The 13,627-nt window shown below is 61.5% G+C and carries 12 protein-coding genes; 7 read left to right on the top strand and 5 right to left on the bottom strand.

Annotated features, from left to right (window positions below):
- Positions 1-21: 21 nt before the first annotated feature.
- The gene (locus ACEWPJ_RS15325) at positions 22-1,407 is read left to right on the top strand and encodes an FAD-binding oxidoreductase (RefSeq protein WP_416513989.1); all 1,386 of its coding nucleotides are present in this window, start codon (positions 22-24) and stop codon (positions 1,405-1,407) included.
- 3 nt (positions 1,408-1,410) lie between these two features.
- Here ACEWPJ_RS15325 and ACEWPJ_RS15320 read toward each other — a convergent pair whose 3' ends face one another.
- Complete coding sequence (locus ACEWPJ_RS15320) at positions 1,411-3,033, bottom strand: alpha/beta fold hydrolase (RefSeq protein WP_416513988.1); 1,623 nt, start codon at positions 3,031-3,033, stop codon at positions 1,411-1,413.
- Between the two features lie 118 nt (positions 3,034-3,151).
- Between ACEWPJ_RS15320 and ACEWPJ_RS15315 the strand changes: the two genes are divergently transcribed.
- The 5 genes from ACEWPJ_RS15315 (at position 3,152) to ACEWPJ_RS15295 (ending at position 7,108) form a co-directional block, all read left to right on the top strand.
- Complete coding sequence (locus ACEWPJ_RS15315) at positions 3,152-4,096, top strand: homocysteine S-methyltransferase family protein (RefSeq protein ID WP_416513987.1); 945 nt, start codon at positions 3,152-3,154, stop codon at positions 4,094-4,096.
- 117 nt (positions 4,097-4,213) lie between these two features.
- Positions 4,214-4,774: a hypothetical protein gene (locus ACEWPJ_RS15310; protein ID WP_416513986.1), complete on the top strand. Its 561-nt coding sequence runs from the start codon at positions 4,214-4,216 to the stop codon at positions 4,772-4,774.
- 68 nt (positions 4,775-4,842) lie between these two features.
- Entirely contained in the window at positions 4,843-5,217 is a 375-nt protein-coding gene (locus ACEWPJ_RS15305; RefSeq protein WP_416513985.1) for a hypothetical protein, read from the top strand.
- 66 nt (positions 5,218-5,283) lie between these two features.
- Positions 5,284-5,874, top strand: coding sequence for a GNAT family N-acetyltransferase (locus ACEWPJ_RS15300; protein ID WP_416513984.1), 591 nt, complete (start codon positions 5,284-5,286; stop codon positions 5,872-5,874).
- Between the two features lie 46 nt (positions 5,875-5,920).
- Positions 5,921-7,108, top strand: a complete 1,188-nt coding sequence (locus ACEWPJ_RS15295) for a flavin-containing monooxygenase (RefSeq protein WP_416513983.1) — start codon at positions 5,921-5,923, stop codon at positions 7,106-7,108.
- Positions 7,109-7,141: 33 nt separating this feature from the next.
- On the opposite strand, the gene ACEWPJ_RS15290 is transcribed toward ACEWPJ_RS15295, so the two are convergent.
- The 3 genes from ACEWPJ_RS15290 to ACEWPJ_RS15280 form a co-directional block, all read right to left on the bottom strand.
- Positions 7,142-8,641: a TRAP transporter large permease gene (locus ACEWPJ_RS15290; RefSeq protein ID WP_416513982.1), complete on the bottom strand. Its 1,500-nt coding sequence runs from the start codon at positions 8,639-8,641 to the stop codon at positions 7,142-7,144.
- Positions 8,638-9,222 (bottom strand): TRAP transporter small permease, encoded by a 585-nt coding sequence (locus ACEWPJ_RS15285; protein WP_416513981.1) that lies wholly within the window; start codon positions 9,220-9,222, stop codon positions 8,638-8,640. Before ACEWPJ_RS15285 ends, ACEWPJ_RS15290 begins: the two co-directional genes overlap by 4 nt.
- A 65-nt stretch (positions 9,223-9,287) precedes the next feature.
- Complete coding sequence (locus tag ACEWPJ_RS15280) at positions 9,288-10,334, bottom strand: TRAP transporter substrate-binding protein (RefSeq protein ID WP_416513980.1); 1,047 nt, start codon at positions 10,332-10,334, stop codon at positions 9,288-9,290.
- A 223-nt stretch (positions 10,335-10,557) separates the two neighbouring features.
- Here ACEWPJ_RS15280 and ACEWPJ_RS15275 point away from each other — a divergent pair, with 223 nt between their 5' ends.
- Positions 10,558-11,598, top strand: a complete 1,041-nt coding sequence (locus ACEWPJ_RS15275) for a 3-carboxy-cis,cis-muconate cycloisomerase (RefSeq protein WP_416513979.1) — start codon at positions 10,558-10,560, stop codon at positions 11,596-11,598.
- On the opposite strand, the gene paaZ is transcribed toward ACEWPJ_RS15275, so the two are convergent.
- Positions 11,592-13,622 (bottom strand): phenylacetic acid degradation bifunctional protein PaaZ, encoded by a 2,031-nt coding sequence (gene paaZ / locus ACEWPJ_RS15270; protein WP_416513978.1) that lies wholly within the window; start codon positions 13,620-13,622, stop codon positions 11,592-11,594. The two genes, ACEWPJ_RS15275 and paaZ, sit on opposite strands and share 7 nt — an antisense overlap.
- Positions 13,623-13,627 lie beyond the last annotated feature (5 nt).

Here is a 13,627-nt window from a genome sequence, read left to right as displayed (position 1 = left end):
CGAAGGGAAAGGGGGCCGACCATGACCAGCCAGAACATCGCATCTGCCATTGAAGAGTTGAAAGCGCTGCTGGGGGATCGGCTTTCGACCGGAAGCTCCATCCTCGAAATGCACAGCCATGATGAGGCGTATAGCACCCCCGTCATGCCCGATGCGGTGGCGTTTCCTGAAACGACGGAAGAAGTGTCAGAGGTCGTCAAAATCTGCGCCCGCCACAAATGCCCGGTCGTGCCCTACGGCATCGGCACCTCGCTGGAAGGCCACGTGATCCCCGTCGCGGGCGGCGTCAGCGTGGATACGAGCCGAATGAACAAGGTGCTTGAAATCCACGACAGCGACCTTGATGCGGTGGTCGAGCCCGGCGTGACCCGCACCCAGTTGAACGAAGAACTGCGCGCGACCGGCCTGATGTTCACCGTCGACCCGGGGGCGGACGCGACACTCGGCGGCATGGCGGCGACGCGGGCGTCTGGCACGAACTCTGTCCGTTACGGAACCATGCGGGAAAACGTGCTGGCGCTTGAGGTCGTGTTGCCCAACGGCCAGATCATCGAAACCGGTAGCCGGGCGCGGAAATCCTCTGCCGGATATGACCTGACGCATCTGTTCGTCGGCTCCGAAGGCACGCTGGGCATCATCACCAAGCTGACGGTGCGGCTGTTCGGGCAGCCTGAAACGATCTCTGCCGCGACGTGCGCGTTTGATACGATTGAAAACGCCGTCAACGCGGTCATCATGGCGATCCAGATCGGGCTGCCGCTGGCGCGGGTTGAACTGCTGGACGATATGCAGATGAAGGGGATGAACATCTACAACCCCGATATGCCGATGGCTGAAACGCCGCATCTGTTTCTTGAATTCCACGGCTCCGAAGCGGGCGTGGCGGAGCAGGTCGAGATGTTCCGCAGCATCAGCGAAGACTCCGGCGGGTCGGATTTCAAATGGGCCACCAAGACCGAAGATCGCAACCGCCTATGGAAGGCACGGCACAACGCCTATTACGCGGGCAAATCGCTGCGGAAGGGCGCTGAGGGGGTTGTCACCGATTGCTGCGTGCCAATCTCTGCCCTCGCCGAATGTATCGCGCGGACGAAGGAGGAGATTGCAGAGTCCGGCCTGATCGCACCCATCGTGGGTCATGTCGGGGACGGCAATTTTCACCTGCTGATCCTGGTCGAGCCGGGGAACGAAGACGAGATGAAGCGCGCCAACGCCCTTGCCGCCAAGGTCAACCATCTTGCGCTGGAACTTGGTGGCACGGTGACAGGCGAACATGGTGTCGGCCTTGGCAAACGCAAGTATATGCAGGCAGAACATGGCGGTGCCTACGCGCTAATGGCGACGCTGAAAAAGGCCGTGGACCCGGACAACATCATGAACCCCGGAAAGGTCGTGACGCTGAACTAGGCGCTAAATATCGTGCTGCGTTAGAAATTCGGTTGTGCGTTCCACACATTCCTGCCACGCCGGTTCGTGCCCCAGCAGGATGTGGTTGCGGCTGTCGAGCGGCACAAACTCCGCCCCCGGAATACCAACGGCAAGGTCGCGGCCCTGTTCGATCGCGATGCGCTGATCGTTGCGGGCGTGAAATACGATGGTCGGCGCCTGCACCTTGCCCATCGTTTCACGCACGTCGATATCGCCGAACGCCTCCTGAAAGCGCACGGCGTTCTCGGCCGATGTCGTCTGGCGCTGGAATTCATCGAACCATGCGAGTTCTTCGGGTTTCGCATCGGGCATGAAGGTCTGCGAAAAGATGTGGCGGTAGGCCGGGTTGCTGGTGCCCCAGCCGTGGCGGGTCAGGGTCAGCACAGCCTCGCGCCGTTCCTGTTCCTCGGCGCTCGCGCCAATGCGCCAGCCGGTCGCGTAACCGGAAATCAGCACCAGCCCCGACACCCGTTCAGGGTGGCGCGCGGCGTATTCGACGGACACCGCGCAACCCTGCGAAATGCCAAGCAACGGGAAGCGTTCAAGGCCAAGCGCGTCGACCACGGTTTCAAGGTCTTTCACGAAGGCCTCAAAACTCAGATCCTCGACCTCCCAATCCGACAGGCCATTGCCGCGTTCGTCGTAGCGGATGAACTGCCGCCCATCGGCGCAGGCGGCGAAGGTCTGGCCCCAGATCGGGCTGCCCCAATCAAGAACGAGGTGGTTCAGCCAGTTCGCCGCTTTGACCAGCGGGCGGCCTTCCCCAACCGTCGCATAGGCGATGCGCGCGCCGTCGCTGGCGTGGCAAAAGCCGATATTCTGATTGCGGAGCATCTGGCGCGGGCGCGGTTCCGGGGGGCGGACATAAGTATCTTCTTCGATGGTGCGGGCCGACAGATCGTCTTGCAGGGGTTCGGTGACTTCGATTCCGGCGGCCGCGGCGGCGGTGCGAAAATCATCTTCTGCCCGTTTTGCTTCGTCCATGCGCCCGGCGCGGGTCAGGGCGGTGATCAGGCCACGGGCGGACTCTGCCTGCAACGGCGTTTCGTACTGCCATCGCTTCGCCCAGTTGACGGCCTCTGGCTGCGGCATGTCGGGGTGAAGCGCGAGGCGGCGCAGCACATTGAGGTGCAGCAGGTGGATGTCGTCACGCTCAGCGGACAGCCACGCCTGAAACGTCTCCTCGCCCGCGCTGTCCAATCCGTCGAGGAAGACATGCGATAGCTGTTCGGCCATCACACGCAGCTCTGCCGGTGGGATGAAGGGCGGATCGTCCAGCAGGCGCTTGCGGATAGCGACGATATCAACGTCGACATTGGCCCGGTCCAGCGCGACACGCTCCCGGTCCGCGACGATCCGGTGGGCGTCGCCGCTATCGACCACGGGCCGTAATTTTGACAGCGCCCAGCGAAGCGATCCGCGCGGATCATCCGGCAGATCCCAGAACAATTCGCACAGCCGTTCACGGCGCACAGGTCGCCCGGTCGTCGCCAGAAACCCCAAAAGCGCCCGCGCCTTGCGCGAGGATGGCAGCACAGCCGCCGCATCGCCGCGGATCACGGCGACCTCTCCCAACACGGATATTTTCAGCGCTTCATCAGTCATTTCGCCAGTTTTTCTGCAATTAACACGCTTGTCCAAGGAAATTACCACGGTCATTACCACGGTCGTTCACACGTTTGGCCGTCATCACCTCTCCATGACACAAATCACGGAGATCACAATGATGACGATTCATACCCCGATGCTGCCGCATCAAAGCGACACCCTGTTCCTGACCGATGGCGGGCTGGAAACCTGGCTGGTGTTCCAGAAGGGGATTGAGCTGCGGGAATTCGCGGCGTTTGAACTTTTGGCAACGAAAGAGGGCCGCGCGGCCCTGCGCGAATACTTCGTGCCGTTCCTGCGGATGGCCGAGGAATCGCAAGCGGGGTTCGTTCTCGACACGCCGACATGGCGGGCGAACCCGGACTGGGCGGCCAAACTGGGCCTGTCCGCTAAGGACGTGGCCGAGGTCAACCGCAACGCGGTCGCCTTTGCCGATGCGCTGCGGTGGGACGCGCCGAATGGGGACGCGATCCTGATCAACGGCGTGATAGGGCCGCGCGGCGACGGGTATGATCCCGGCATGCTGATGACCCCGAAAGAGGCTGAGGAATATCACACCCTTCAGGTCGATACGCTCGCGCATACCCGCGCTGACATGCTATCGGCGGTGACGATGACCAACGCGCCCGAAGCGATCGGCATTGCCCGCGCGGCGGGTGAGGCGGACATTCCCTGCGTCGTCAGCTTTACCGTCGAAACCGATGGCACCCTGCCAAGTGGTCAGGCGCTTGCCGATGCAATCGCTGAAACCGACGGCAGCGGCCCGGCCCGGCCTGCGTATTACATGATCAACTGCGCCCATCCCGATCACTTCCGCGCGATGCTGGAAGAGGCGGGCGACTGGAGGGACCGGATTCAAGGGGTTCGCGCCAACGCGTCCCGCATGTCCCATGCGGAGCTCGATCAGGCGGAAGAGCTTGATGACGGCAACCCGGCTGAGCTTGGGCACCTGTGCACCGATCTGACCCGCCTGCTGCCGCGCCTCAACGTTTTTGGCGGCTGCTGCGGAACCGATCACCGGCACATCCATCAGATGAGCGACGCCTTCCGGGGCGTCTAGCACCCATCCACTGTTTCGCGGTTGCCAAGCGGCCCGAAAACCCGCGGCCTCGCCGACCCAAACCGGCGCGGCTGCACTCTCCCTTACTGACTGAAACTTAATTTCAAGGACTGAACGATGATTAAGAAACTCCTCCTCGCGACCGCGCTTGCGTCGGTTGCTGCCTGTGATGCCTACGCGGCGGAAGTACTGCAAAAATTCGATGTTGCGGAAGACCACACGCGGTTCGCCTTCGCCGATGCTCCGGTGCATGAAAACGGAATGCCGGCCCACGGCAACCCGTTCGTGACCCAAGGCTACATCTACCCGGCCGGCACGCTTCAGGGTGAATCCTCCGGCGTCAACGAAGACGGCAGCGCAGTCTACCCCGAACTCGTTCTCGGCACATGGACCTGTGATGGCTGGTTCGTCGGCGAAGGCGGCAACACGGAATCCGGTGTCTGGCTCATCAGTCGGCAGGTCTTCGTGTTCAACGATGGCGACACCGTCATCACCCAGGGCACCGAACTGGCCGACAAGGGCGTGTTCAACGCGCGCCCGATCACCGGTGCGACCGGCGACTATGCCGATCAGGACGGTGTGATGATGCAGAAACTGCTGGGGTTCAACGAGTTCATGGGCGTCAACGCGACGTTTGAACTGTCGGGCGACGCCTCTGTCGTGACCCCGCAAGGCTAAGACCAAGGCGTGCCCCGGCTGATTAGGTCGGGGCGGGCACAACACTTTGACAAAAAAGGACTTTTGACATGAAATGTATTCTTATCTCAGCAGCATTGATCGCGATGGCGGGTGCCGCTTCGGCACAGCCAACCGCGGTGACCAACACGGAAATCGGCGCGGTTCTTGCGTCGTCCGGCAATGGGCTGACACTTTATACCTTCCGCAATGATCGTGCGGGTCGGTCGACCTGTGTTGGGGGCTGCGCGCAATCGTGGCCGCCGTTTCTGGCAGGCGCCAATCCGCGGTCAAACGATGGATCAAAACTGATCAGACGTGCGGACGGATCAAGGCAATGGGCGAATGCTGCCGGCATGCCGCTCTATTTTTGGGCTGGTGACAGCGCGCCGGGGCAAACCTCTGGCGACGGTGTCGGTGGCGTCTGGGACGCAGCGCGCCCCTGACGAGCACCTGGTCGCGGCGGAGTATTGGATCGCCGCGGCCGGGCATTTATTCTCAAAGGAAACACAATGTTACAGACTGTTAATATCCGGCCAGCAACGCCGAAGGACGCGCCCGCGCTGGCCGATCTGATCGTCATGGCGGGCGATGGCCTGCCGCTTTACGTGTGGGATTCCATGCGCGAAGGCGGTGAGACCGCGATGGACGTTGGCCGCCGCCGCGCGCAACGCACCGAGGGCGGATTTTCCTACCTCAACGCGGATGTCGCGGAAAACGGGGCGCAGGTGATCTCTTCGATCATCTCATACGCCTTGCCGAAAGAAGTGACCCCGGTTGATCCGACCGAGGTGCCGGCCATGTTCGTCCCGTTTCTTGAATTGGAAACGCTGGTGCCGGACACTTGGTACATCAACGTGCTGGCGACCTACCCCAACGGCCGAAAACGCGGGGCCGCAACCGCACTGCTGACCCATGCAGAGACCCGTGCGCGGCGCGCGGGACATAGCGCGATGAGCATCATTACCGGCGACACCAACCCTGCTTTGCAGATGTATGAGCGGTTCGGATTTGCCGAAATCGCCCGCCGCCAGATGGTCAAGGATGACTGGGATTACGACGGCACCGAATGGGTGCTGCTGAAGAAAGAACTGACCCCCTAACACCGCCGGACTGCCCCTGCGCACCGGCACATATTTGGAACAGAAAATGGAACATGCATCACACCACCGCGCCCTTGTGATCGGGGCGGGACACTCCGGCCTTGCCGCCGCGCAGGCGCTGAAGGCCAAAAATATCGACGTCACAATCCTTGAAGCGCGGGATCAGGTCGCGGACCCATGGCGCGCGCGCCATCCCCAGTTGCGGCTGAACATTCACCGCAAATTCGCAGAGCTTCCGGGCCATCCGCTGACCAGGCAGGACGGGCCGTTTATCACCCGCGACACGGTGATCGACTATATCGAGGGTTACGCGAAACACGTCGGCGTGCCGATCAAGTTCAACACCTCGGTCGAGCGGATTCACAAAACCCTCGGCGGGTGGGAGGTTGAGACAAACCGTGGCGTTTACCTGACCGAACATCTGATCATCGCGACCGGCAGCCAAAAGACGCCGGACATCCCCGATTGGCCCGGCAAGGACAGCTTTCGCGGCGAAATCCTGCATTCCGCCCATCTTGGCGATGTGCGCCGGTTCGAGGGCCGCAAGGTGCTGGTGATCGGCGCGGGCAATTCCGGCACTGACGTGCTGAACCACCTCGCGGGGGTTTATGCGCAACGGATCTGGGTATCGCTGCGGCACGGTCCGACGATCATCCCGACATGGTTGCTGGGCATTCCAATGCACCGGATGGCAAATGTGTTCGCGATGATATCGCCACCGGTTCTGGACCGTTTGCTGGGGCTGACACAGCGGTTGGTCTACGGTGATCTGACCAAATACGGGCTAAGGAGCCATCCGACCGGCGCTGCGACACGTATGGCCACCGAAGGCGTAACACCCGCGCTCGACAACGGTTTCGTGCGGGCGCTGAAGCGCGGCAAGATGCGGATCGTCGAAGAAACCAAGCGGTTTGACGGCACGAATGTCGTGCTGAAAGATGGGCAGGTTATCGACCCCGACGTGGTGATCTGCGCGACCGGCTATCGGTCCGATCTAGAGCCTGTTTTCGGTGATCTGGATGTGATGAACGACTACGGACATCCGCGCCACGGCACGGGGCAGAAAGACCTGCAAAACCCGGGGCTATGGTTCACGGGGTTCGGCGTCACCTTTCAGGGGTATTTCTACGCCGCGCGGGTCGCCGCGAACCGGATTGCGGATAGCATCGCCGCGTCGAGCCAAGGGGCGCCGAAACGCCCGCAGGTCACGAAACAGCTTGAGTGTCTGCATTGATATGATCCCGCCGCGATCCGTCGCGGCGGGGTTTTACCATGGGATTAGGAACAGCGTGATAACCGGGAACAGCACCAGAAGCACGACCCGGAACAGGTCGGATGCGACGAAGAACATCACCGCCTTGTAGGTTTCGACCATCGGCGTCGACCGGTCCATCGCGTTGATGATGAACAGGTTCATGCCGACGGGCGGCGTAATCAACCCGACCTCAACCACGATCAGCACGAGGATACCGAACCAGATTGCGGTCTGTTCAACATTGATGCGGTTCAGCATCCCCTCGCTTGCCCGAACGCCAAGCGCGTCGAGCTGTTCCTTGGCCAGCAACCCGCCATCCGCGAGCACTTGCTTGATCGAGGCGAGCATCGGTTCCGCAATCTCAGGCGGCGGGGTGGCGGCCAGCGCCTCCATCGCGCGTTTGGCGTGCAGCGCTTCCATGGTGACGAGGTTGAAATCAAGCTCCATCATCACGGGCCAAAAAATCGGGATCGTCAGTAGGATCATCGACAGGCTGTCCATCAGGCAGCCCAGCAGCAGGTAGAACACCAGGATCAGGCCAAGAACGATCCACGGGCTGAACCCCTGGCTGACGACGAAATTCGAAATCTCCTGCGGGACTTGGGTCAGCGCGAGGAAGCCGTTGTAGAACCCGGCCCCCAGCACGATGAAAAAGATCATCGCGGTGGATCGCGCGGTGACGGTAAAGCTCTCCATCAATGTGCTGCGGTTCAGACCGCCATTCAGGAACGCGATCAGCCCGGTGCCAAACGCGCCGACGGCTGCCCCCTCGGTCGGGGTGAACCATCCAAGATAGATACCGCCGACGACGAGGCCGAAGACCAGCAGGACAGGCCACACGTCGATCAGCCCGCGGATGCGTTCGCCGTAAGGGATCGGGGGTCGGATGCCCGCGGATTTGGGGTAAAGCCGCACATAGATCGAAATCACGATGACATAGCCAAGCGCCGCAAGCAGGCCGGGGATAAACGCGGCGAGGAACAGCTTGGCGATGTTCTGTTCCGTCAAGATCGCGTAGATCACCAGCACCACCGATGGCGGGATCAGGATGCCCAGCGTGCCGCCCGCCGCAAGCGTCGCGGTGGAAAACCCGCCCGCATAGCCGTATTGCCGCAACTCAGGCAGGGCGACCCTGCTCATCGTCGCGGCGGTGGCGAGCGATGACCCGCAGATCGCGCCAAACCCCGCACAGGCTCCGACGGACGCCATCGCGACGCCGCCCTTCTTGTGGCCCAGCCATCCTTCGGCGGCTTTGAACAACGCCTGGCTCATCCCGCCGAGGGTGGCGAAATGACCCATCAGCAAGAACATCGGTACGATTGACAGCGAATAGCTGGAAAACGTGCCGAAGGTTTCGGATTTCAGCTTGGCCAACGCGATGGAGTTATCGCCATTCACGAAATATAGCCCGACAAAACCGGTGACGAACATGGCAAGGCCAATCGGCACGCGCATGAAAATAAGGATCAGAAGCGCCGGAAAGGACGCGATGCCGATTTCAATATTGCTCAATGGTCGGCTCCGTGTCCAACGGGCACGATGGTCTGCCCGGTGAAGGATTCATAGGTTCTGACGCAGGCCATATAGACTCCGACAACGGCCGCGACGATGGCACCGACCAGACTGGCCGCGTAGGCCCACCAGATCGGGAACTGCAACTGGAACGTCGTCTGACCCGTGCGGAATTTGCTTTCAAGACCTGATGCAAGCTGCACCGCGATCACCACCAACACCACCGCAAAGACGATTTCGGTCAGCATTTGCAGGACGCGGTTCGCGCGTTCCGGCAGCCAATTGGTGAACACATCCACAACCGCGTGGCCGGACGTGATCTGACACAACGGGATAAACGCGAAGATCGCGAAGGCGACGCCCGCCTCAAGGATTTCATAGTCGCCATTGACCGCGCCGACGCCAAGGTTCAGCAGCCAATCCGCGACGCCGGGGGCGATGTTTTCAACCATGTCGGAATGGAGAAACCCATTCATCGACCGCCCAAAGATCGACACGCAGGTCAGCAGGATCAGCAGGGTCAGGACTGTGCCGCCGACCAAAGCCATGAATTTCGACAATCCGTAAAAGAAGCGGTGCATCGTCAGCCTTCCCAAACTGAATGCGGGGATGGCTGCGGCAGGTGTTCCTGCCGCAGCCGTTTGGTTTAGCCTTCGTAGGCGTCCATCAACGCGCGGGCTTCGTCGATCAGCGCTTGACCGTCGATGCCTTGCGCTTCCATTTCGGCCAACCAGCTTTCGTAGATCGGGTTGGTGACTGCGCGCCATTCCTCGGCCTGCTCTTCGCTGACCGTGATGATGTTGTTGCCCATATCAAGCGCCAGTTCCCGCGCCGGGCCATCGGCATCCGCCTGCGTGCCACCCGCGAAGATCGAAAATTCGAGGCCGGAGTTTTCGTCAAGCACCGCCTGAAGATCTTCTGGCAGCCCCTCGTAAACCTCCTTGTTCATCGCTAGAACAAAGGTCAGCGTGTAAAGCGCGTTACCTTCAAATTCCGTATGATTTTCAACAAGTTCCGGAATTTTCAGCGCCGGAGTGACTTCCCAAGGGATCGTCGTGCCATCAATGACGCCCTTTGATAGCCCCTCCGGGATTGCCGGAACTGGCATACCGATGGGCGACGCGCCCGTCAGTTCAAGCAACTGGTTCACAAGGCGCGACCCGCCGCGGATTTTCAGCCCTTCAAGGTCTGCCGGAGTCTCCACCGGTTCGCTTGTGTGGAACATGCCGGGGCCGTGCATCCATGTGGCGAGGATGTGGACATCCTTGAATTCGGTGTCCTTCATGTGGGTTTCAAACATCTGCCACATGGCGCTTGATCCAGCGCGAGCGTCGGTGATCATGAACGGCAATTCAAACACCTCGGCGCGGGGGAACCGACCGGGGGTGTAGCCGACAACGGTCCAGACAATGTCGGCCACGCCGTCAATCGCTTGGTCCAGCAGTTCGGGCGGGGTGCCGCCAAGCTGCATCGACGGGAAGCGGTCAATCTTGATGCGACCGTCAGAATCCGCTTCGACTTTGTCGGCCCAGACATCAAGGATCAGCTTCGGCACATTCGCCTGCGGCGGCAAGAATTGGTGAAGCTTCAACGTCACCTCCTGCGCCATGGCGCCGGTGGCTGCAAAGCCAGTTGCCATTGCTGCAACGGCTGCGCCGCCAACAAGGCCAAGTAATGTTCTACGTGTGGTCATGTAATCCTCCCAGAGATTTCAATACGGTTAATTTCTAGCGTTAGAATGCACATGGCGGATCGGAATCCAACATGCTCATGCGGTCATGTTCTGTCAGCACACCCCCTTTTTGGAACCTGCGTTCCAACCGAGCCAAAGCTTAGTTGAAACCCCGATTGACGCAAGCGAGCGTTGCGGTGCCATTGGCCTTGCATAAGCCGGCAGAACCGCAAAGACTGCGCGCATGACTGTTTCGAATACCCTGTTTTCATCATTGTTCACCGATCCCGAGGTGGCCGCGTTGTTCTCGGCAGATGCGATGCTGGATCACATGGCCGACTATGAACGCGCGTTGACGCAGGCGTTGGCCGATACTGGGGCGGTGCCCGCCGACATGGCCGCCAAAGCGCTTGAGCGGATGGAGACATTCACGCCCGACATTGATGCCGTGACCCATGCGACAGGGCGCGACGGGGCGCCGGTTCCGGCCTTCGTTCGGCAGTTGAAAGATCATGTTGGTGACGCCGAATCCACCGTGCATATCGGCGCGACGAGTCAGGATTTGCTCGACACCAGCACCGTTCTGTCCCTGCGGGGGCTTAGTGATTTGTTGTCGACCCGGCTTGATGGGTTGATAGCCGCACTCCACACCATGCGGGACACGCATGGCGCAAACAGCCTGATGGGCCGGACGCGGATGCAGGCAGCGCTGCCGATCACGGTCGCCGATCGCGTGACAACATGGGCGGAGCCGTTGGCCCGTCACCTTGACCGGCTCGCGCAATTGCGCCCGCGGATCGAGGTTGTGCAACATGGTGGCCCGGTCGGCCTGCGCGACGGGGCGGATGTCGCCCGTCGTCTGGCCGATCATTTTCGTCTTCGCCTGACCGAAACCCCGTGGCACGCGATGCGTGACGGCATGGTTGAATATGGCAACTGGCTGTCGCTGGTCTCTGGCAGTCTTGGCAAGATCGGGCAGGACATTGCGCTGATGGCGCAGCAGGGCGTCGATGCGATCACGCTGTCGGGTGGCGGCGAAAGTTCTGCCATGGCGCACAAGCAGAACCCGGTGCGGGCCGAATTGCTCGTCACTCTCGCCCGTCACAACGCGGCGCTGGTCGGTGGGCTGAACCATGCGCTGATCCATGAACAGGAACGCTCCGGCAGCGCGTGGGCGCTGGAATGGATGATCCTGCCGCAGATGGCCGAAACCACCGGCAAAGCGCTGACCGAAGCGCGCGCCCTGATCGGGCAGGTAGAGGCGATCGGCGACACCCATCAGTAGGCGTTCATCGTCAGCAGATCGTATTCCGCCACAAGCTCATCATCCTGATTGGTCAGGGTGACATGCCAGCGGACCTCGCCATATTCGTCATTGCGCTTGGTCTTTTTCTTGACGCTCAGGCGCACTTTCATGCTGTCGCCCGCCTGCACCGGTTTCATGAAGCGCAGGTTATCAAGGCCGGTATTCGCCAGAACCGGGCCGGGGTTGGGTTCGACAAACATGCCCGCCGCGAAGGACAGCAGCAGGTAGCCATGCGCGACGCGACCGGGGAAGAACGGATTGGCGGCGGCGGCCTCATCATCCATGTGGGCGTAGAACGTGTCGCCGGTGAACTTGGCGAAGTGTTCGATGTCGTCCAGCGTGATCTTGCGGGGTTCGGTGTGGATCGTTTCGCCGATCTGCAAATCGGTAAAGCTGCGGGTGAAGGGGTGGGTTGGGCCTTTGACCTCGGTCCCGCCGGGCACCCATTTATCGCCGATGGCCGACAGGATATCCGGGCTGCCCTGGATCGCGGTCCGCTGCATGTAGTGCATCGCACCGCGCACGCCGCCAAGCTCCTCTCCGCCGCCGGCCCGGCCCGGCCCGCCATGCACCATGTGGGGCAAGGGTGATCCGTGGCCCGTCGATTCCCTCATTGAATCGCGGTTGTTGAAATAAAGCCGCCCGTGGAAGGCCCCGGCGCCCAGCACGACCTCGCGCGCAACATCCGGGTCATGTGTGATGACCGACGCAACAAGGCTGCCCTGCCCGCGGTTGACGAGCGTGATGGCGTGGTCAAGATCGCGGTAGCCCATGATCGTCGAAACCGGGCCGAAGGCTTCGGTATCGTGGACGCGTTCGGCGGTGTCGGGGCTGGCGCAGTGAAACAGCATCGGCGGCAGGAACGCGCCCTTGCCGGCATCCGCGCCCTCGACGGCAAAGTTGTCGGGGTCGCCGAACACCCGCTCCGCCTCCGCCCCGAGGATCGCGGCCTTTTCCAGCACGTCGCGTTTCTGGCTACCTGACACCAACGCGCCCATGCGGGTGCTTTCCAGACGCGGATCGCCGATGGTGGTCTTGGCAAGCCGCGCCGACAGCGCCTCGATCACCGCCTCGACCCGGTTGTCGGGGGCGATGATGCGACGGATCGCGGTGCATTTCTGGCCCGCCTTCGCGGTCATCTCGCGCTGCACCTCTTTCACGAACAGGTCGAATTCCGGTGTGCCGGGGTCGACATCCGGCCCGAGGATTGACGCGTTGAGGCTGTCCTGCTCCGCCACGAACCGGACCGAGTTTTCAAGGATGTGCGGCGCGGATCGCAGTTTCAGCGCGGTCTGGGCCGACCCGGTGAAGCTGACCACATCCTGCATCGTAAGGTGGTCGAGCATGTCGCCCAACCCGCCCGACACAAGCTGCAATGCGCCTTTGGGCAGGATGCCGCTATCCAGCATCAACCGCACACAGGCTTCGGTCACATAGCAGGACGCGGTGGCAGGTTTCACGATCGCCGGAACACCTGCCAGCAGGGTCGGGGCCAGCTTTTCCAGCATCCCCCAAACCGGGAAGTTGAACGCGTTGATATGGACCGCGACGCCGTGCAGCGGGGTGCAGACATGCTGCCCGACGAAGGTTCCGTTGCGCGACAATTGTTCCACCTCGCCATCAAGGTAGACGTGGCCGTCCGGCATTTCCCGCCGCCCTTTCGAGGCGAAAACGAACATCGTCCCTATGCCGCCGTCGATGTCGATCATGTTGTCGGACTGCGTCGCGCCTGTGTCGAAAGACAGATCGTAAAGCGCCTGCTTGTGTTCGTTCAGATGCGTTGCCAGCGCCTTAAGCATCCGCGCGCGGTCGTGAAACGTCATCTTGCGCAGGGCTGAGCCGCCGATTTCGCGCCCGTGGGCCAGCATCGCCCTGACATCCAGCGCGTTGTTCCCGGCGCTTGCAATCACATCGCCGGTGATCGCGCTTGTGATGTTGCGCGCCCCCTCGCCGGGGGCAACCCATTCGCCGGCGGCAAAGCTGTTGATCTGCTGAATGGTCATATCAT

Source organism: Aliiroseovarius sp. YM-037 (assembly GCF_048060095.1).
Taxonomy (GTDB): Bacteria; Pseudomonadota; Alphaproteobacteria; order Rhodobacterales; family Rhodobacteraceae; genus JBLUOA01.
Note: the sequence above shows the minus strand (reverse complement) of the source record. Positions and strands in the feature narration are given on the sequence as shown.